At 70.4% G+C, this 19022-nt stretch carries 21 protein-coding genes; 13 read left to right on the top strand and 8 right to left on the bottom strand.

Annotated features, from left to right (window positions below; all coding sequences use genetic code 11):
- Window positions 1-36 precede the first annotated feature (36 nt).
- Window positions 37-195: an SH3 domain-containing protein gene (locus tag J8J14_RS25740; protein ID WP_408895712.1), complete on the bottom strand. Its 159-nt coding sequence runs from the start codon at window positions 193-195 to the stop codon at window positions 37-39.
- Window positions 196-661: 466 nt separating this feature from the next.
- Here J8J14_RS25740 and J8J14_RS08490 point away from each other — a divergent pair, with 466 nt between their 5' ends.
- Window positions 662-841, top strand: coding sequence for a hypothetical protein (locus J8J14_RS08490; RefSeq protein WP_209379039.1), 180 nt, complete (start codon window positions 662-664; stop codon window positions 839-841).
- 267 nt (window positions 842-1108) lie between these two features.
- Here J8J14_RS08490 and J8J14_RS08485 read toward each other — a convergent pair whose 3' ends face one another.
- Entirely contained in the window at window positions 1109-1876 is a 768-nt protein-coding gene (locus tag J8J14_RS08485) for a hypothetical protein (RefSeq protein WP_209379038.1), read from the bottom strand.
- Entirely contained in the window at window positions 1873-2619 is a 747-nt protein-coding gene (locus tag J8J14_RS08480; protein ID WP_209379037.1) for a sulfite exporter TauE/SafE family protein, read from the bottom strand. Before J8J14_RS08480 ends, J8J14_RS08485 begins: the two co-directional genes overlap by 4 nt.
- A gap of 86 nt (window positions 2620-2705) precedes the next feature.
- Between J8J14_RS08480 and J8J14_RS08475 the strand changes: the two genes are divergently transcribed.
- A complete protein-coding gene (locus tag J8J14_RS08475) occupies window positions 2706-3605 on the top strand; it encodes a LysR substrate-binding domain-containing protein (RefSeq protein ID WP_209379036.1) in 900 nt (299 codons plus the stop codon).
- Window positions 3606-3892: 287 nt separating this feature from the next.
- On the opposite strand, the gene J8J14_RS08470 is transcribed toward J8J14_RS08475, so the two are convergent.
- Entirely contained in the window at window positions 3893-4528 is a 636-nt protein-coding gene (locus tag J8J14_RS08470) for an AAA family ATPase (RefSeq protein ID WP_245215562.1), read from the bottom strand.
- A 165-nt stretch (window positions 4529-4693) separates the two neighbouring features.
- On the opposite strand from J8J14_RS08470, the gene J8J14_RS08465 reads away from it, so the two are divergent.
- Entirely contained in the window at window positions 4694-5668 is a 975-nt protein-coding gene (locus tag J8J14_RS08465; RefSeq protein WP_209379035.1) for a Bug family tripartite tricarboxylate transporter substrate binding protein, read from the top strand.
- A 17-nt stretch (window positions 5669-5685) separates the two neighbouring features.
- Here the strand turns inward: J8J14_RS08465 and J8J14_RS08460 are convergent, their stop codons facing one another.
- Window positions 5686-5892 (bottom strand): hypothetical protein, encoded by a 207-nt coding sequence (locus tag J8J14_RS08460; protein WP_209379034.1) that lies wholly within the window; start codon window positions 5890-5892, stop codon window positions 5686-5688.
- 257 nt (window positions 5893-6149) lie between these two features.
- On the opposite strand from J8J14_RS08460, the gene J8J14_RS08455 reads away from it, so the two are divergent.
- From J8J14_RS08455 to J8J14_RS08445, 3 genes are all read left to right on the top strand, one after another.
- Entirely contained in the window at window positions 6150-6863 is a 714-nt protein-coding gene (locus J8J14_RS08455) for a restriction endonuclease (RefSeq protein WP_209379033.1), read from the top strand.
- Window positions 6864-6976: 113 nt separating this feature from the next.
- Window positions 6977-8293: a M16 family metallopeptidase gene (locus tag J8J14_RS08450; RefSeq protein WP_209379032.1), complete on the top strand. Its 1317-nt coding sequence runs from the start codon at window positions 6977-6979 to the stop codon at window positions 8291-8293.
- The gene (locus tag J8J14_RS08445) at window positions 8290-9645 is read left to right on the top strand and encodes a TldD/PmbA family protein (protein ID WP_245215561.1); all 1356 of its coding nucleotides are present in this window, start codon (window positions 8290-8292) and stop codon (window positions 9643-9645) included. The genes J8J14_RS08450 and J8J14_RS08445 overlap by 4 nt, the downstream gene beginning before the upstream one ends.
- A gap of 91 nt (window positions 9646-9736) precedes the next feature.
- Here the strand turns inward: J8J14_RS08445 and J8J14_RS08440 are convergent, their stop codons facing one another.
- Complete coding sequence (locus J8J14_RS08440; protein WP_209379031.1) at window positions 9737-10660, bottom strand: dihydrodipicolinate synthase family protein; 924 nt, start codon at window positions 10658-10660, stop codon at window positions 9737-9739.
- A 126-nt stretch (window positions 10661-10786) separates the two neighbouring features.
- On the opposite strand from J8J14_RS08440, the gene J8J14_RS08435 reads away from it, so the two are divergent.
- Both J8J14_RS08435 and J8J14_RS08430 read left to right on the top strand, forming a co-directional pair.
- A complete protein-coding gene (locus tag J8J14_RS08435; protein WP_209379030.1) occupies window positions 10787-11494 on the top strand; it encodes a FadR/GntR family transcriptional regulator in 708 nt (235 codons plus the stop codon).
- A gap of 401 nt (window positions 11495-11895) precedes the next feature.
- Entirely contained in the window at window positions 11896-12738 is an 843-nt protein-coding gene (locus tag J8J14_RS08430) for a methyltransferase domain-containing protein (protein WP_209379029.1), read from the top strand.
- A gap of 36 nt (window positions 12739-12774) precedes the next feature.
- Here J8J14_RS08430 and J8J14_RS08425 read toward each other — a convergent pair whose 3' ends face one another.
- Window positions 12775-13668, bottom strand: coding sequence for a LysR family transcriptional regulator (locus J8J14_RS08425; RefSeq protein ID WP_209379028.1), 894 nt, complete (start codon window positions 13666-13668; stop codon window positions 12775-12777).
- 118 nt (window positions 13669-13786) lie between these two features.
- Here J8J14_RS08425 and J8J14_RS08420 point away from each other — a divergent pair, with 118 nt between their 5' ends.
- The 5 genes from J8J14_RS08420 (at window position 13787) to J8J14_RS08400 (ending at window position 18295) form a co-directional block, all read left to right on the top strand.
- Window positions 13787-14773 carry a Bug family tripartite tricarboxylate transporter substrate binding protein gene (locus J8J14_RS08420; protein ID WP_209379027.1) on the top strand — a complete coding sequence of 329 codons (987 nt, stop codon included), beginning with the start codon at window positions 13787-13789 and terminating at the stop codon, window positions 14771-14773.
- 8 nt (window positions 14774-14781) lie between these two features.
- Complete coding sequence (locus tag J8J14_RS08415; protein WP_209379026.1) at window positions 14782-16161, top strand: acyclic terpene utilization AtuA family protein; 1380 nt, start codon at window positions 14782-14784, stop codon at window positions 16159-16161.
- Window positions 16158-16511 carry an AtuA-related protein gene (locus J8J14_RS08410; RefSeq protein ID WP_245215560.1) on the top strand — a complete coding sequence of 118 codons (354 nt, stop codon included), beginning with the start codon at window positions 16158-16160 and terminating at the stop codon, window positions 16509-16511. The genes J8J14_RS08415 and J8J14_RS08410 overlap by 4 nt, the downstream gene beginning before the upstream one ends.
- Window positions 16512-16603: 92 nt before the next feature.
- Window positions 16604-17230 carry a glutathione S-transferase family protein gene (locus J8J14_RS08405; protein WP_209379025.1) on the top strand — a complete coding sequence of 209 codons (627 nt, stop codon included), beginning with the start codon at window positions 16604-16606 and terminating at the stop codon, window positions 17228-17230.
- 78 nt (window positions 17231-17308) lie between these two features.
- Window positions 17309-18295, top strand: a complete 987-nt coding sequence (locus tag J8J14_RS08400; RefSeq protein ID WP_209379024.1) for a Tim44 domain-containing protein — start codon at window positions 17309-17311, stop codon at window positions 18293-18295.
- Window positions 18296-18446: 151 nt separating this feature from the next.
- Here J8J14_RS08400 and J8J14_RS08395 read toward each other — a convergent pair whose 3' ends face one another.
- Window positions 18447-18689 carry a hypothetical protein gene (locus tag J8J14_RS08395; RefSeq protein WP_209379023.1) on the bottom strand — a complete coding sequence of 81 codons (243 nt, stop codon included), beginning with the start codon at window positions 18687-18689 and terminating at the stop codon, window positions 18447-18449.
- Window positions 18690-19022 lie beyond the last annotated feature (333 nt).

The raw sequence follows: 19022 nt of genomic DNA, 5'->3' as shown, positions 1-19022 counted from the left end.
TTCCTGCTTACCAGGGATGGGAGTCATGCCGTCCGCTCACCGCTGTAGCATAGAGCCATGGATCCAGCCGGTCGGCTCGGTGACGCCTACTTGGTACCAGCCCCCCGGGGCTTCGGCAAAGACCTTGAGCCTCGTTCCTCTTGGCAGGACGCGCAGTACCGCCCCGCCCCCGGTCGGGCTGCTTCGCAGGTTCACGGGATGAGCCGATGTGGAGGTGACCGAGGCCTGGGAGGGCGCGCTCCCTGCATGGGGTGCCGGCAGGGCTGGCGGCGCCGTCGGTTCACTCACGGCTCGTCCAGCCGCAGGTGACGGCGGCTGTGCTGCCGGTGGCGGCGAGGCCGAGGTATCCGGCACGGGTGGAAGGGGCGGGACAGACCGCGCGGAGCTGGGCCCGCCTCCATCGAAGCAGCGGGTGTTCGTCTCGACATAGGTACGGGTAGCTTCCGCACTGCTGGACGCGACGAACTGCTCGATCCGCTCCCGATTCGAGCTGACGACCGTGACAAAGGGCAGGTACGGATCCTCGGCTGCGCCTGTGAGGTTCACCTGCCCGCAGACCGCATAGCCCCCGAGGGCTTGCCGGTGGGCCACCACGCCCCTGAGCTTCGCGGCTGGCGCGATGTTCCGGACTGTAGAGCGCAGCCGCTCCTCAGCTGCCCTGATGGCTGCCAAGGCCTCAGCTCCAGTGCGCGTCGCCTGCTCGGCCTGCTGGCGCTTTCGTGTGCTGTCCGCATCCTCACACGCGGAAAGGGTGAGTGCCGTCATCCAGAGCGACGCCATGATCCTGGTGTGCATGTCCCTGCCCTTTGCTGTGGAGACGCCGCCGCTGGAAGCGCAGTGATCCCCACCGGACCAAACGCATTGTCCTGGCCGAGCGTGGCAGTGCCGTCCTCGTCAACTCGAGCCCGGCAAAGCGGTATCCAGGATAGGTGGCAGGGTATGACGTCATCTCGTCGGACGGCTCCGACTTGGTCGGCGCGGCCACTGACCCTCAACTTGCCGGTGCCACACCGCAAAGCCCGCGATGCCGCGCTCAGCACCTGGCGCAATGTGGCCGGAACTGCACTGACAGTGTGAGGTCTGCGCCAGCCTGGGCGCGCCTTGGCTCCTATTTCGCCAATCTGACAACGCCGGCAGGACGCTGCGGTCCCCTCCCCGGCTCCGCGGCCCTGAATGCATCCCGGAAGTGGCGCACGACGCGGGCCACGCTCTCCTGCGTTGCCCAGCTATCGCTTCGCGCGAAGAGGCGAACTCGCGATCCGTCCGGGTGCGGCAGCATCGCCGTTCCTCCGGCCCCGATCCCTTGCCCATGGTCCCACCCGTGGGTGGTGGTCTTGACCGCCTCGGCGCGCGGATCGACCTGGAGGCAGGCCGCTGCCTCCCCTGGATCGTCTGGGTACAGCATCAGGGTTCGGCCCGAACGCTGGGCCGGAGGAAGGCCGCCACAGGCCGGGTAGAGTGCGGCAACCGGCACCTCGGACGCGGCCAGGGCGGCGCGCCCTCCTGCCCCAAATCCGAGAAGGCCAATACGCTCCGGATCCAGCCGCCCGGGCGCGAGGCTGCGGGCTATGGCACGCAAGCCTGACGGCCTGAGGAGCGGCACGGCCTCCTCCGGCGCGTCGGAGCCGAGTTGGATCACGGCGATGCCTGCGGCCAGGAGGTAGTCCGCGTAGGGCACCTCCCGCCCGTCCGGGCCGCTGCGATCCGCCAGGATGAGCACGGCAGGGAATGGTTCTTCCCCGCCCAGTGGCAGTGAGAGCCATACCGGGCCATACGGCGTTGCAAGCGTAGGCGCCTCCTCCGCCCCGGCCTGGAGGGATGCGGTTACGGCCAGCACCGCCGCGCAGGCAAGAGCCAGGGCGCGGCGGCCGTTCATGCAAGCCCCCGCCAGATCAGCTCGCCGCCTAGGATGAGCAGGCCGATGAAGAAGCCGCGGCGGAAGGATTCGGGTCGCAGGCGCAGGCGAAGCCAACCGCCGAGCCACATTCCGACGAGGGCTGGCAGGACCGCCAGCAGCGAGATGGCGGAAGCTGCAAGCGGCAAGGCGCCATGCAGGGCAAGGCCGGCGGCCAGGGCCAGGGTCGACGCGGTGAAGGACAGACCGAGCGCCTGCACCAGATCGTCCCGGTCCAGGCCGAGGGAGCCCAGATAGGGCACGGCGGGGATGACGAAAACGCCCGTGGCCCCCGTCACCAGCCCCGTCACCGCTCCGACGAGCGGCCCCGCCCACGGCTCGATCCTGGGCGGCACGCGGAGTTGGGGCTTGAGAAGGCCGACAAGGCCGTAAAGGACCAGTGCGGCGCCCAGCCCCGTGCCCGCGGCGAAAGCGACCGTACCCGCGATCACCCCTGAACCGGCCAGGGTGCCGAGGACGATGGCCAGCATCATGGGCCAGAGGCGTCGGATCAGCGCGGCAAGGCCCGGTCCGGCCAGAAGCTGCCAGACATTCGTCACCAACGAAGGGACGAGAAGGAGTGCGGCAGCCTGGACGGGGGGCATGGCGAGGCCAAGCAGGCCCATGGCAACCGTCGGCAACCCGAGGCCGAGCAGGCCTTTGACCGTGCCTGCCAGAAGGAAGATACCGCACAGCATCAGGGCCAGGGAAAGGATGTCCGTCATTCACAGGACCCTGCCGCCCGGTGCGGCTGCCACACAATGCGGGATTGGCGTAGCCTGCCTTAGTCCCAAACGAAGCCACACCGCCCGTGCATTTTGATCTGACAGACCTGCGCCTGTTCCTCCATGTGGTGGAGGCGGGCAGCATCACGGCAGGCGCGGCGCGCGCCGGGCTTGCCCTCGCCTCCGCCTCGACCCGGGTACGGGGGATGGAGGAGCAGGCTGGAGTGCCGCTGCTGGAACGTGGCCGGCGCGGGGTGGAGCCGACGCCCGCCGGACGGACGCTGCTGCGCCACGCGCGGCTGGTGACCGGGCAGGTGGAACGAATGCGCGGCGAGATGGGCGAGTATGCTCGCGGCCTGAGAGGCCATGTGCGTCTGCTGGCCAATACCGCCGCCGCGGCCGAGTTCCTGCCCGAGATACTGGCCGGCTTCCTGCGTGCCAATCCAAACGTGGATGTGGATCTCGGCGAGCGGTCCAGCCCCGAGGTGGCGCGGGCCATTGCCGAGGAGGAGGCGGAGGTCGGGATCGCGGCGGGTCACGCGGACTTCTCAGGGCTGGAGACCCTGCCCTTCCGGGCCGACCGGCTGGTGCTGATCACGCCGGCGGAGCACCCCCTGGCCGGGCGCGATCTGGTGAGCTTGGCGGAGGCGCTGTGCTTCGAGTTCGTGGGCCTCTCGGACGGGAGCGCGCTCGGCGGACACCTAGCCAGTCACGCGGCGCGAGCCGGCGGGCGGATGCGGACGCGCGTGCGGGTGCGCGGGCTGGAAACGGCATGCCGAATGGTCGCGCTCGGCGCGGGTATCGCCGTCGTGCCCGAGGCTGCGGCGCGCCGCTGGGACACGCAGGGCATGCTTGCCATCGTGCGGATGGGCGAGCCCTGGGCCGAGCGACAGCTCACGGTGATCGTCCGCCGCCTTGACGCGCTGTCACCCCAGGCACGAAAGCTCGTGGACCATCTCGCCAGGCCGGCGGAGATGGCGAGATAGGCATCGCCGGCCGCGCGAGGTGAGGTTCTGACGGGGACGGAAACCGACCGCCTTTGACAGCCCTCCCATGCGGGCTGCTCAGAAGGGAATTCAGGCGGGCCGTAGTTGAGGGACCGAGAAGATCTGAACGCCAACGTGGCCAGCGCCTGCGGCAAGCCCCCTCCCCTGCCATCGTGCCCACCGATGTGATGTTATCGTCCCTGAGTGCCCTGCCAGAGAGGATGGTCGGGCCCGGAGATGCTTACCTTTCGCTGGGTGAGGGACTACGCCACGGCAAGATCTTCGGTCTAACGCTTGGGCCAGACCCAGCGCGGCGGGTCGAGGTCGGGCGCGGAGGTCTCGCCGAAGTCCTTCCGCAGCCGCACCGCCGTGACGTTGCCCTCACCATTTAGGGCGCCGATCAGCGCCTCGTTGTAGCTGACCACCACCACTTGGCAGCGGCGTGAAGTCTCCGCAAGCAGCCGCGCGAGGGGCGGCATCAGGGAGGGGTGAAGACTGGCCTCCGGCTTGTTCAGCACCATCAGCTCCGGCGGCCGCGGTGACAGCAGGGCGGCCACGAGCAGAAGGTAGCGCAGCGTACCGTCGGAGAGCTCTGCCAAGCCGAGCGCGCGTAGCAGCACGTGCTGGTGCAGCATAGGGCCGCCACGGTCGCCCGGCGCGATCTCCAGGCGTGCACCTGGGAAGGCGTGCTCCACCGCCTCCTCCAGCGCCGCCGCGTCCCCGATCGCGGCAATGGTGGCGATGGCGGCCGCGAGATCGGTGCCGTCGCCGCCGAGCACCGGAGTGTAGGTCATCACCTGCGGGCGCCGGGCCGGCGCCTCCGGGTCGGTGCGCAGCGCGTCGTAGAAGCGCCAGCTCCGCAGGCGCTCGCGCGCCGCGAGAAGCTCCGCGCCGTCCGTCGGGTCGGCGCAGTGGGTGACCATTCTGCTCACCTCACGGCGCAGCACTCACATCCCGAAACCCCGACCAGCACTTCAGCGCGCCTTAGCCTATGCCATCTGCCACGGCGCCTGATGGCCAAAGTCGAGCTTAGAAAAACCCCGCGCCGCAGTAAGCTTCAGCCCAGGAAAACGTCCAGAGGCTGATCCATGCCCACATCATCGCGCCGCCACCTTCTGACGGCCGCCACCAGCATCCCGTTTCTTCCCGCCCTGGCCCGCGCCCAGTCCAACTGGCCCACAAGGCCGATCCGCGTGGTCGCCTCCTATGCCCCGGGTGGCGGGGTGGATGTCCCTACGCGCCTCCTGGCCGAGCCCATGGGCAACATCCTCGGCCAGCCGCTCGTCGTGGAGAACCGCGCCGGCGCCACCGGCTCCATCGGCGCGGCCGCCGTCGCGGCGGCAGCGCCGGATGGCTACACCATCCTCTCCGATGCCTCCGGGCAGGCGCTGAACCCGGCGCTGATGACGAACCTGCCCTTCGACTATGCCACGGCCTTCGCGCCGATCGGCCGGGTCTGCATCCTGCCCCAGGTGCTGGTGGTGCTGCCGGGCGGGCCGCAGAGCCTGGCGGTGCTGATGGAGGCCGCGCGGAAGCGGCCGGGGATGACCTATGCGTCCTCCGGCATCGCCTCGGGCCCGCATCTCGCGGGCGCGGTGCTGTCGCGCCGCGCCGGGCTCGGGCTTACCCATGTGGCCTATCGCGGCTCGGCGCCGGCGATGCAGGATGTGCTGGCAGGCGCGGTGGACATGGCCTTCTCCACCACGCCCCAGGCCGTGCCGCTGATCCGGGAGGGAAGGCTGCGCGCCCTGGCCGTCACCACGCGCGAACGCCTGCCCTTTCTGCCCGATGTGCCCACTATCGCCGAGCAGGGCTTCGAGGGCTTTGACGTGAATGACTGGGTGGCCATGTGGGCGCCGGCCGGCACCCCCGCGCCGATCCTGGAGCGGCTGAACGCCGCGCTGAACCAGGCGCTTTCCGATCCGGCGCGACGGGACCGCCTGCTCAACGGGCTGGGCGTGCTGCCCACCGGCGGCAGCCGCGAGGATCTGGCCCGCTTCGTCGCGGAGCAGCGCATGGCAATGCGCGAGGTGGTGCGGGCCGAGAATATCCGTATCGAATAGGATCGAGTAGGGCGCCCTCAGGCGCCCCGCTTCTCCGGCCCATCCGTCTCGGCTTGGCCCTGCGGCTGGTCATGTGTGACTGGGGCGCCGTTTCCCAACTGCTCCAGCTTGCGCTTCACCTGCTTTTCCTCCTCCGAGAGGTCGGGCGGATATTTCGGCGCGACGCCCGGCGGCACGGAATCGCCGGGGTCATGGCCCGGATCGTCTCGGTTGGCCTCGCTCATGGCAGCCTCCGCGCCTGGGTGATCAGGAAGCGGAAAGCGTCCTGCCGGCACCCCGGTTGCAGCCCTGCCGCTCCTCTCAAGGGAAGCGGCTGAAAACTCTGATGAATCTCTTCAACCAATTTAGGTCCCGATGTTGAAGTTCCCTGTGAAGAACGGCACCTAAAAACCCTGCCCGGCCCTCATGCCCCGAGTCGCAAGCCCCCGGACAGGCGCCCGGCCGCCCGTCGGTGAACACAGGACCGCCAGAGAGGCATGGGATGGGGGTGCTGCTCGCAGCCATCGCGCTCCTGCTTCTCGCCGCTGTGCTGGTCATCGCCCATGGCCTGCCGGTGGAAGAGGCGCCGAAGGCCGGCAAGCCCGCCGCGGCCCCAGGTCTCACCCCGAGGGAATTCGAGCAGCACTGCGCCGATGCCCTGGCCGCACGGGGATGGAACGTCTCCGTGGGCCGCGGCTCGGGCGACCAGGGCGTGGATGTCCTGGCGCGCAAGGGCGGCCGCAAGGTCGTGCTGCAATGCAAGCTCTATAACCGCCCGGTCGGGAACAAGGCGGTGCAGGAAGCCCTGGCCGGGCGCGGCTATGCGGGGGCGGATGGCGCGGCCGTCGTCTCCAACGCGGCCTACACCGCGGCCGCCCATGCCCTGGCCGCGCGGGTGGGCGTGCTGCTTCTCCATGTCTCGGACCTGTCCCGGGCCGATACGCTCTTCCAGTTCCCCGCCAGCCCCGTGCCGCCAGGGGAGGAACCCACCCGCGCCCGGCGCCGCCGCGCCCGGCGTGGTGGCGGCACGGCGGCCTGGCGCCCCGCCCTGCGGCTTCTCCTTCGCCCTGTGCCGGCGGCGGTCTTTGCCGGCTTCATCCTTCTTTTCCCCCGCCTTCCGGCGGAGCGGGCGGAAGCGCCCGAGCTTCGCCGCGCCGCCCGCCCGGTGCTTCCCCTTCCTCCGCCGCCCCCACCCAGCCGCCACGCCTCGCGCTGAAGGCATGGCTGGCCAGGGGCGGCATGCCCGGTGCAACCTCGCAGCCAGCCGCTGAGCACCCTACATTCAGCCCTCGAAACGCCCCCCCAGCACCCGGAAGCCACCCCCGAAGCATGACCGAGCCAACGACCGAGGCGCCCCTGGCCGCCGCCACCGACCCTACCCTCGGCGGCAGCATCCGCCTCACCCGCCTGCCCAACGGCCTCACCATCGTCTCTGACTCCATGTCCCGGGTGGAGACCGCCTCGATCGGCGCCTATGCCCATACCGGCACGCGCGACGAGGCGGCGGAGGAGAACGGCGTCTCCCACTTCCTCGAGCACATGGCCTTCAAGGGCACGGAGAAGCGCGACGCGCAGGCCATCGCGCGCGAGATCGAGGCGGTGGGCGGCCACCTAAACGCCTACACGGCGCGCGAGACCACCGCCTATTACGCCAAGGTCCTGAAGGAGGACCTGCCGCTCGCCGCCGACATCCTCGGCGATATCCTCACCCACTCCACCTTTATCCCGGAGGAGGTGGAGCGCGAGCGCGGCGTGATCCTGCAGGAGATCGGCCAGGCGAACGACACGCCCGACGACATCATCTTCGACCATTTCCAGGACACGGCCTACGCGCAGCAGCCCATGGGCCGCCCCACGCTCGGCCCCGCGGAAATCATCGAGAAGCTCCCGCGCGAGGCGCTGGTGAACTACATGCGCCGCCATTACGGCCCCTCGCGCATGGTGGTGGCGGCCGCCGGCGCGGTGGACCATGACGCGCTGGTGGAGCTGACGAAGAAGCACTTCGCCGATCTTCCCACCCTCTCGCAGCACCAGGCCGAGCCCGCCCGCTACACCGGCGGCGAGTTCCGCGAGGAGCGCGACCTGGACCAGGTTCATCTGGTGCTGGGCTTCCCCGGCCCCGCCTATGGCGACCCGATGCACTACCCGACCATGCTGCTCTCCACGATCCTGGGCGGCGGCATGTCCTCGCGCCTGTTCCAGGAGATCCGGGAGCGCCGCGGCCTCGTCTATTCGGTCTATTCCTTCCACTCGCCCTATCGCGATCATGGCCTCTTCACGATCTATGCGGGCACGGGCGAGGAGCAGGCGGCGGAGCTGATGCCCGCCACGCTTGAGGAGCTGCGCCGCGTGCAGCACGACGTGACCGAGGAGGAGCTGGCCCGCGCCAAGGCGCAGCTTCGCGCCTCCGTGCTCATGTCGCTGGAATCCACGGGATCGCGCTGCGAGCAGCTGGCCCGCCAGCTTCAGGTGCATGGCCGCATCATCCCGGTGGAGGAGACGAAGGCGAAGATCGCCGCCGTCACCGTGGAGCAGATCCAGGCCGCCGCCGCCCGCGCCTTCCGCGCGGCGCCGACACTGGCTGCCCTCGGCCCCGCCGGCCGCGTGCCGCGCCTGCCGGAAGTGGTGGAAAGGCTCGCCGCATGAGCGCGACGATGGAGCGCAGCAAGGCGGATCCGCGCGAAACCCTCGCCAGCCTCGTCTCCGCTGCCCGCGCGGCGGGAGCGGATGCGGCGGATGCCATCCTTGCCGCCGGCGCCTCCCTCTCCGTGCAGATGCGCCTGGGCGAGGTGGAGAATGTCGAGCGTGCGGAGGGCTTCGACATCGGGCTGCGCGTCTTCGTCGGGAAGCGCCAGGCCATCGTCTCCACCACCGATGCCGATCCCCGCGGCTTCGCCAGCCTGGCGGAGCGCGCGGTCGCCATGGCCCGCACCGTGCCGGAAGATCCTTTCGGCGGCCTGCCCGAGATGGTTCCCACCATCGCCGGCCTGCCGCTGGACATGGATGACGGCGTCGAACCCGATGTCGCCACCCTGACCGATCGCGCCCGCCGCGCCGAGGATGCCGCGCGCGCCATCCGCGGCGTGACGAATTCAGAGGGCGCCGATGCCGGGTGGAGCCGCACGGTCATCGCCCTCGCCGCCTCCAACGGCTTCGCGGGCAGCTATTCCCGCAGCGGCCACAGCCTCTCCGTCACCGCCCTTGCCGGGGAGGGAACGGCGATGGAGCGGGACTATGACTACGCCTCCGCCACCCATCTCGCCGATCTCGACGATCCCGAGACGCTGGGCCGCCTGGCCGGGGAACGCGCGGTGCGCCGCCTGAACCCCATCCGGCCGGCCACGGCGCGGCTGCCCGTGGTCTATGACCCGCGCGTGGCCAATTCCATCCTCGGCCATCTCGTCGCCGCCGCGAACGGCGCCTCCGTGGCGCGCGGCGTCAGCTTCCTGCGCGAGAGCATGGGCCAGCCCGTCATGGCCCCGGGGCTGACGGTGCGCGACGATCCCACCCGCCCGCGCGGCCTCCGCTCCCGCCCCTTCGACGCCGAGGGAATGCCGACCGCGCCGCTCGCCATCGTCGAGGACGGCGTGCTGAAGCACTGGATCCTGGACTGGCGCTCCGCCCGCCAGCTCGGCCTGTCATCCAACGGCCGCGCTTCCCGCAGCACCGGCGGGCCGCCCTCGCCCTCCACCACCAATCTCTGGCTGGAACCGGGCACGCTGACGCCGGAAGCGCTGATGGCCGACATCAAGGAAGGCCTCTACGTCACCGAGATGATCGGCAGCAGCATCAACCCGAACACGGGCGACTACAGCCGCGGCGCCTCGGGCCACATGATCCGCAACGGCGAACTGGCCGAGCCTTTCTCCGGCATCACCATCGCCGGGAACCTGCGGGAGATGTTCATGAACATTACCCCGGCCAACGACCTTCGCTTCAGGCGCGGCACGGACAGCCCGACGCTTCGGATCGAAGGGCTGACGATGGCCGGGGCCTGAACGAGAAAGGCCGGGGAGAAGGAATTCTCCCCGGCCCCCTCATCCTTTTCCTCGGGGCTGCCGCGGAACGCGGGGCAGCCCCGTCAGGGGCTCAGGCCGCCTTCCTGGCCGTCAGGCCCCAATCCCCCAGGCGCTGCTCCAGCAGGGTCTGCTGGCGCTCGGTCAGCGGCCAGGCGCCGGGCGGGCGGACATGGCCGCAATCATTGCCCATCAGCTTCAGCGCGGCCTTCACCACGGACACATTGGTGCCGTTGCCTTCTTCGGCGCGCAGCTCCTCGAAGGCGCTCATCGTGGCGATCAGCGCGTTCGCCTTCGCGTAGTCTCCGGCGGCCAGGGCGGAGTGAATGGCCACCGAGTGCTCCGGCCACACATTGATCAGGCCCGAGGTGAAGCCGCGCGCGCCCACGGCGGTCAGCGGCGGCGCCCAAACCTCGGCCAGGCCGCCCACCCACACGGTCTTCGGATCGGCGCGGCGGATCGCCTCGGCGAGCTTCAGGGGCTCCGGCGTCGCCCACTTCACACCCGCCACGCCGGGAATGGCGCAGAGCTTCTCGATCGCGTCCAGGCCGATGCCGGCATTGCGCAGGTAGAGAACCAGCGGCAGCCCCTCCGCCGCCTCGGCCACGCGCTCCACATAGGCGACGACGCCGCGCGGCGCCACGAAGGGATCGGGCGGCTGGTGCACCATCAGCGCGGCCGCGCCGGCCTTCTTTGAGGCGCGGGCGAGCGACACCGCATCGCCGATGCTGCGGCCCACGCCGCCCACGAGCGGCACGCGGCCACCGATCATCTCGGCCACCTCATGCACCATCCGCTCCGCCTCGGCGGTGGTCAGGCCGTAGAACTCGCCCGTGTTGCCGTTCGCGGTGAGGATATGCACCCCCGCCTTGATCGCGCGGTCGATCACCGGGCGCAGGAGCTGCGGGGCGAGCTGGTCGTTGCCGTCGAAAGGCGTGACCAGGATGCCGGAAATGCCGGGCAGGGCGCTCAGGACATCGGGATGGGGTGCGGGCACGGGGCGCCTCCTCAAGGCTTGTCGCGGCCCGAAACTGACAAATTCGCGGGCAACATGTCAACCTGTAAGACAGGTTGGCAGGCCGCCCCAAAAAGGCGATCCTGCGTGACGGCAAGGGAGGACGGGATGAGGCTGGTGCCGGCGCGCAAGGAAAGGCTGGGCGATCAGCTCTACGGCCAGATCCTCGAACAGATCGTCTCCGGCACCTACAAGGAAGGCGACAAGCTCCCCTCCGAAAGCCAGATCTGCCAGGCCTTCCAGGTCTCCCGCCCCACCGTGCGGGAAGCGCTGATGCGCCTGCATGCCGATGGGCTCGTGGCCACGCGCCAGGGCTCCGGCACCTTCGTGCAGAAGCGTCCCTCCGGCCATCTGACCCGCCTTGCCCCGGTTTCCGACATTGCCGGCATCCTCCGCTGCATGGAGGTCCGCATGGCGCTGGAGGACCGCGCCGCCGGGCTTGCCGCCGAACGCCGCAGCACGGCCGATCTCGACCGCATCCTGAAGGCGCTGGACAGCCTCCGCTCCAGCCTTGAGGCCGGCGCCGTGCCCGTGCAGGCCGATTACGACTTCCACCGCGCCGTGGCCGCCGCCAGCGGCAACGCGCTGTTCGTCGAGATGCTGGAAGCGCTGAACGAGACGATCCACCAATCCATGACCGTGGCCCTCGGCATCACCAATACCCGCTCCCGCGAGCGTGCCCGCCGCGTGATCGAGGAGCACGAGGCAATCGCCGAAGCCATCCGGCGCGGCGATGCCGAAGGCGCCAGCCTCTCCATGCGCTACCACCTCCACCGCGCCCGGCAGCGCGTGACCGATGGGCAGCGGGATCTCTGACCTGCTGATTGCCGGAGAGGGCTCTGCCCTCTCCGGACCTCACCTGCCAAGGGCCTGAGGCCCTTGGAACCCCGTCTGGCTGCCACGGATACGGTGCAACACGGGGTTTCTGCCCCCATCCTGCCCTTGCAGTCGCCTCCGGTCATGGACCGGAGGCGCACCGCCAGCCGAGCCTCTCCAACTGATAGAAAAAGATGATGGTGAGGGGTCCGGGGAGAGGAAGAATTCCTTCTTCCTCTCCCCGGGGCAGCGTCAGCGGCCAGGGCTGACCTGCCCCGGCCAGATCGGGGTTGGCGGCTCGATCACGTCACCACGGACCTTTCGAAGCCGGGGGATCGCGGCGCCGTGACCCTTGTCCTCACCGAGGAATGTTAGGCTGCCGGTTCGGTCAGGAGGGTGCGATGGACCAGACGCAGCTTCAGGCTCCTGATGTGTATGGCCGCACCTTCCAGATGGATGAGCAGACGCTTGGCGTCATCGCCACCCGGCTGGAGGCGCGGGGCAGGCACCCGTTCTTCCTGCGCGTCATCGACGAGTACATGGGCGAGCTGTCCCTCACTGCTGGCGAGAGCGTCCTCGACATCGGCTGCGGCACAGGGGTGGCGGCGCGCGCGATCGCCCGCCGCCCGGATATGCACGGGCCGATCACCGCGATCGACATCAGCGAGCATCTCGTGAAGGCGGGCAGGCGCCTTGCCGAGGAGGAAGGCCTTGGCGACCGGATCGACTTCCGTGTCGGCGACGCGCATGGCCTCGGCCTGCCCGAGGGGGGCTTCGACGTGGTGGTGATGCACACGCTGATCAGCCATGTGGCCGATCCGGCGGCGGTGCTGGCCGAGGGAAAGAGGCTGCTCAGGCCTGGCACCGGGCGGATGGTGGTGTTCGATGGGGACTACGCCTCGCTGACCCTTGCCACCGATGCGGCGGATGGCGGCGAGGCGACGGACCGGGCCGTGCAGCGCGGCATCATCGCCCAGCCGCGTGTCATGCGCGCCATGCCGCGCCTGCTGGCCGAGGCGGGGCTGGGGCTGCTCTGGTCACGTGCCTATGTCGTCGCTGACATCGGCCGCGCCGATTACTGCGCGCCGATGATCACGTCCTTTCGCGTACTGCTGCCGAAGGTCGGCGTGATGACCGAGGCGGAGGCGAACAGCTTCGCCGATGGGCTGGAGCGGGCATCGGCGGAGAACCGCTTTTTCGGCGCGAGCAACTTCTACACCTATCTCGCGGGGCGGAGCGCCTAGGGCAGCGGCCCGGTTCCGGGACAAGCCCCCTCCGTCTCAGCCGCCACCGCGCGCCGCCAGCCGCAATGCCTCCGCCAGGGCCCGCGCAGGCGGCGAGAGGGAGCGCCCGGCGCGCCGGATCAGCAGCACCTCCCGCTCCAGCTCCGGCGCATCCACGGAGGCGGCTACAACCGCCGGCGCAAGCGCCGCATCCACGGCCGATGAGGGCAGGATCGCCACGCCCAGACCCGCCCGCACCAGCCCGATGGCGGTGCTCATGTAGGTCACCTCGTAGGCCGGGCTCACCGGCAGTCCGCGCATGCTGAGGCAGCGCTCCACCAGCACGCGCACGCTGCTCTGCGGGTCCGTCAGGATCAGCGGCTCCCGCGCCAGCCGCTCGGGCGGAATCGAGCCGCCGGCCAGCGCGTGGCCACCCGGCAGCACCGCCACCATCCGGTCGCGCAGCAGAAGCTCCGTCCGCAGCTCCGGCTCCGGTCCCATGTCGGTGCCGATCGCCAGTTCCACCTCGCCCGCCTTCACCAGCGCGCCGATCCGGTGCGCCACCGCATCGCGGATCAGCACGCGGATGCCCGGGCTGGCCGCGCGCAGGCGCGCCAGCGCCTCCGGCAGCACCGTGGTGCCCACGGAGGGCAGCGCGGCCAGGCGCACCAGCCCCGCGCGCTGCGCCGCCACCTCCCGCGCCTCGCCCACCAGAAGGTCGAAATCCCCCACCAGCCGCCCGAAGGCCTCGGCCAGGCGCTGCCCTTCGGCGGTGGGCAGGCTGCCGCGCACCCCGCGGTCCAGCAGGGTCAGCCCCAGCGCCTCCTCCAGCCCGCGCAGCTGCACGGTCAGGGTGGGCTGGGAAACGCCCAGCGCCTGGGCCGCGCGGGTGAGGCTGCCCAGCCGCACCACCGCCACCAATGCCCGCGCCTGCCGGATCGAGACGTCCATAGAATAACTCTATGGAAGGCATCAGAACCTTTCCATTGCCTGATGACCCACCCCGTGCAGGATGCCCCGGTTCAGGCAAAGCCGCCGGTCCCAAGGGCCGCACCCACAGGAAACGTCCATGCCCCAGCCCACGCGCCGACTGCTGCTCGGCGGCCTCGCCCTTTCCGCCCTGCCGCGCCTCGCAATCGCCCAGGGAACCGCCCAGGGTGGCTATCCCAGCAAGCCGATCCGCATGATGGTGCCCTTCGGCGCTGGCACCTCCACCGACATCATGACGCGCCTCGTCACGCCCCGCATGTCGCAGACCCTTGGCCAGCCGATCGTGGTGGAGAACCGCGCCGGCGCGGGCGGCGTGGTCGGCTCGGACGTGATCGCCAAGTCGGCGCCGGACGGGCACAGCCTCGTCATGGGCTCCATCGCCTCGCATTCGGTGAATGCCTCGCTGATGCCGAATATGCCCTATGACGTGCTGCGCGACTTCGTGCCGGTCTCCCTTGTCACCAACGCGCCGAACCTGCTCGTCGTCAGCCCGCAGATCCCCGTGCGCACGCTGCCCGAATTCATCGAATGGGCGAAGAAGCAGCGCTCCGTCTCCTACGCCTCCGCCGGCAACGGCACCTCCTCCCATCTCGCGGGGGAGCTGCTGAAGCTGCGCACGGGCGCGCCGCTGGAACACGTGCCCTACCGCAACGCCGCCCAGGCGCTCACCGATGTCGTCGCCGGCCATGTGCCGATGACCATCTACCAGGTCACCGCCGTCCTCCCCTTCGTGCGGGAGGGCCGGATGCGCGCCCTGGCGGCCACCTCCGCCAACCGCCTGCCCTGGACGCCCGACGTGCCCACCGCGATGGAGCAGGGCGTGGAGAATTTCGAGGTTTCCGCCTGGCATGGCCTCTTTGCCCCGGCCGGCACGCCCGGCCAGATCCGGGACGCGATCTACGCCGCGCTGAAGGGCGCGCTGGAGGCCCCGGATCTTCGCCAGCAGCTTCTCGACCAGGGGCTGGAGCCTGTCGGCATGCCGCCCGTTGAATTCGCCACCTGGCTGCGCGGCGACATCGCCAAATGGGCCGAGGTGATCCGCGTGTCCGGCGCGAAGGCGGATTGAGGCTCCGCATGGCCCCGCTCCTCCGCATCGGCTGCGGCTCCGGCTTCTCCGGGGACCGCATCGACGCCCCCGGCCCCGTGGTGGATGCCCTCATTGCCGCCGGCGGTCCCGCCGCGCTGATGCTGGAGGTGCTGGGCGAGCGCACCCTGGCCCTGGCGCAGCGGGATCGCCGCGCCAATCCCGATGGCGGGTACGAGCCCGCGCTGGAAGCCCTGCTGCGCCCCATCCTGGCGCGCTGCGCGGCGCATGGCATTCCCATCGTCACCAATGGCGGCGCCGCCAATCCGCGCGGGGCGGCCAAGGCCGTGCTGCGCCTGGCCCGGGAGCTTGGCCTGCCCGGGCTCCGCGTCGCCGTGGTGGAAGGCGACGATGTCCGCGGCACCGATGCGCTGGACGACCTCCAGCCCTGGGAAGGCGACGAGGGCGCGGTGCTCGATCCCGCCCAGGTCATCGCCGCCAATGTCTATCTTGGCGCCGCGCCGATCGCGGAGGCCCTGCGCGGCGGCGCGCAGGTGGTCATCACCGGCCGCGCCGCCGATCCCGCCCTCGCCCTTGGCCCGATGATCGCGCATTTCGGCTGGGCCGAGGATGACTGGAACCGCCTGGCCGCCGGCACCGCCTGCGGGCACCTGCTGGAATGCGGATCCCAGGTCACCGGCGGCTACTTCGCCGATCCCGGCTTCAAGGACGTGCCCGGGATGCACGAGATCGGCTTCCCCATCGCCGAGATGGAGGCCGATGGCGGCTTCACCATCACCAAGCCCCCGGGCACCGGCGGCGTGGTGGACCTGCGCACGGTGAAGGAACAGCTCCTCTATGAGCTGCACGACCCCGCCGCCTATCTCACCCCCGATGTCACGCTGGACATCACGGGCATCACCCTCGCGGAGGATGGCCCGGACCGCGTGCGCGTCACCGGTGCCCGCGGAACCCCGCGCCCCGAGCGGCTGAAGGCCACGGTCAGCCTCCCCGGCGGATGGCTGGGCGAGGGCGAGATCTCCTATGCCGGCCCCAATGCCCGCGCCCGCGCCGAGCTCGCCGGCCGCACCCTGCGGGACCGCCTGCCGATGCTGGGCATCGGGGGCCGCGTGCGCGTGGACCTCATCGGCGTCGTCAGCGTCTTCGATGGTGATGCGGGCATCCTTGGCGACACCAGCCTCACCGCCGACCCCGCGGATCTCCGCCTGCGCCTTGCCGTCGCGACGGAGACGAAGGAGGAGGCCGAGCGCGCCGCGCGCGAGGTGCTCTCCCTTCTCTGCTGCGGCCCGGCGGGCGGCGGCGGCGCGCGCACCCGCGTGGTGGACCGGATCCGCACCCTGTCCTTCATGGTCCCGCGTGAGCGTGTGCATCCGCGCGTGACGATGCTGGCCCTCGGAGACGCGGCATGAGCGACATGGTCGAGATTCCCCTGCACCGCCTCGCCCATGCCCGCGCGGGCGATAAGGGCAACCGCCTGAATATCGGTCTCTTCGCCTACTACCCCGAAGCCTGGCCCCTGATCGCCGGGCAGGTGACGGAGGAGCGCGTCCTCGCCCTTTTCGCCCATCGCGGCGCGGCGCGCGTGCGCCGCTACGAGCTTCCCAAGCTGGATGGCTTCAACTTCGTCATCGACGACGTGCTCCAGGGCGGGGTGAACGGTGCCCTGAACCTGGACGGCCACGGCAAGACACTCTCCTTCCGCCTGCTCGGCCTTACCCTGCGCGTGCCGGAGGCGCTGGCGGAACGCGCCGGGCCCTGAAGCGCGGGAGTGGAACGGGGAAGCGGGGTTCCGCCTCCCGGCTCCACCCCGCCCATGCTATCGCCATGCCTGCGAATCCGGAGGAAAGCTGCATGCCCCTGAAGATCTATGGCGTCCTGCGCTCCCGTGCGACGCGCCCGGTCTGGGCCGCGATGGAGATGGGCATCGCCTTCGAGCATGTGCCTGTCATGCAGGCCTACCGGCTGAAGGATCCCGCCGCGGCGGACGCGCCCTTCAACACCGCCTCTCCCGGCTTTCGCGCCATCAACCCCAATGGCCTGATCCCGACGCTGGACGATGACGGCTTCATCCTGCACGAATCCCTGGCCATCACCCTCTACCTCGCCCGCAAGTACGGCAGCCCGCTGGGGCCGCAGGACGCGAAGGAGGAAGGGCTGACCGCCATGTGGTCCCTCTGGGGCCGGGGCATCGAGGATGACTGCCTTGCCATTCTCCAGAAGCGCGAGCCGGAAGCGGCGGCCGAGCGCCTGCGCGCCCCCTTCGCCGTGCTGGATGCCGCGCTGAAGGCCGGGGGCGGTCATCTGGTGGGCAAGCGCTTCACCATCGCCGACATCAACCTGGCCGAGGTGATCCGCTACGCCCAGCCGGACCGCTCGCTTTTCGAGGCGGCGCCGCATGTCCAGGCCTGGATCACCGCCTGCCAGTCGCGCCCGGCCTTCCAGGCCATGATGAAGAGGCGCGAAGCCGAGCCAATGTGAGCCGACCCCCTCGTGAAACCGGCGGCGGGCGTCCTATATTAACTTCCTGTGAGAATAACCCTCGGGAGGACCACCCCCATGCGCCGCCGCGCACGTCTCCTGGCTGCCTTCGCCACCCTGGCGCTCGCGCTCGGCCCCGCCATCGCGGAGGCCCGGCCGGGCGGCGGCTTCTCCTCGGGCAGCCGGGGCAGCCGTAGCTACAGCGCCCCGCCGAGCACCAACACGGCCCCGGGCACCGCCACCCCCTTCAACCGCAGCGAGGCGCCGCGCCAGGCCCCCGGCTCTACCCAGCCCGGCGCCATGGCCCCGCGCCCCGCGCCTTCCTACACTACCCCCAACCGGGGCGGCGGCTTCATGACCGGCCTGATGGGCGGGCTGCTGGGCGCCGGCATCATCGGCATGCTCTTCGGCAGCGGCGCCTTCGGCGGCATGTCGGGCGCGGCCGGCTTCCTCGGCTTCCTGCTGCAGATCGCGATGATCGCGGGCATCGTCTGGCTTGTCCTGCGCCTGGTGCGCGGCCGCCGCGCCGCCCCCATGGGCACCCCGGCCATGGCGGGCGCCACGGCGCATGGCATAGCCCCGGGCTCCTATGCGCGTGAGATGCACCAGGGCGCCGGCATGGGCGCGATGGGCGGCACGGGCAGCCGCGCCACCCAGCGCCCCGTGCAGATCACGCCGACGGACTTCTCCGCCTTCGAGAACGCTCTGGTCCGCGTGAACCAGGCCTGGTCGAACCGCGACATGGCCGCGCTCCAGCGCCTGGCGACGCCCGAGATGGCCCGCTACTTCGAGAACGACCTGCGCGACCTCGCCGCCCGCGGCTGGAACAACGAGACGCGCGATGTCCGCCTTGAATCGGGCGACCTGGCCGAGGCCTGGGCCGAGGATGGGATGGAATACGCCACCGTCGCCATGCGCTTCAGCATGATCGACGTGACGCGGGACAATACCGGCCGCGTAGTGGAGGGCGACCCCGATGCCCGCCAGGACGCGACGGAGATCTGGACCTTCGTCCGCCGCCCGGGCCAGAACTGGCTGCTCTCGGCCATCCAGCAGGCGCGCTGATCCGGACCAACCGGGCCGGATACCCGGCCCGGCCTGGGCCCAGGGGTCTGCACCCTGCGGCGACACAGGCACAAAAGAAGGGCCGCCGGCATTGCCGGCGGCCCTTTTTCGCGCCCAGGAACAAGGGGCCGCGCGGCCCCGGGTCCCTGCCTCAGGAGTGCTGGCCACCATTGCCGGTCGCCCCGGACCGCTCGAGAAAGGTCTGCGCGGCATTCGGGGCGGTGCTGCGGCCCGCCAGCGGCGTGCGGCTATCGGCCTGCTGCGTCCAGGCGGGAAGGGCAGTCGGGCCGGCCACATAGAAGCCCTCCGCCAGGGAAGGGGCAGCGGTCGCGCCGATCAGCGCGGCGGCAAGGCCCAGGGTGCGGAGAGTCTTGGACATCATCGGGTTAGACATCGCTCATATCCTGTTCGTGGATGGCGGCGGCATCATGTCGTCGTCTGGGCCCGATATATGTCCCGGCTGCCCGTCGCTCCAACGCGAACCCCGGATGGCTCCCATTTGTCCCATGGATAATGGAGCGGCTCCCCGGCTTCTTCCGGGGCGTGCTTGTTCTGATTTTTTGGCGCTCTTGGACCCCCGGGGAGAGGAAGAAGGAATTCTTCCTCTCCCCGGACCCCTCACCATCATCTTCTCGGCATGGGGCAGCAGCATCCACCAAATTCCGAAATCGGGTTGGGGCATCAGTCACTTAGGTTGGATCAATGAGCCGGAAGTACCGCTCCACTG

Origin of the sequence: Pararoseomonas baculiformis (assembly GCF_017813395.1) — a bacterium.
GTDB classification, from domain to species: Bacteria; Pseudomonadota; Alphaproteobacteria; order Acetobacterales; family Acetobacteraceae; genus Roseomonas; species Roseomonas baculiformis.
The sequence above is the reverse complement of the archived record's forward strand: the minus strand, read 5'-3'. Positions and strand labels throughout refer to the sequence as shown.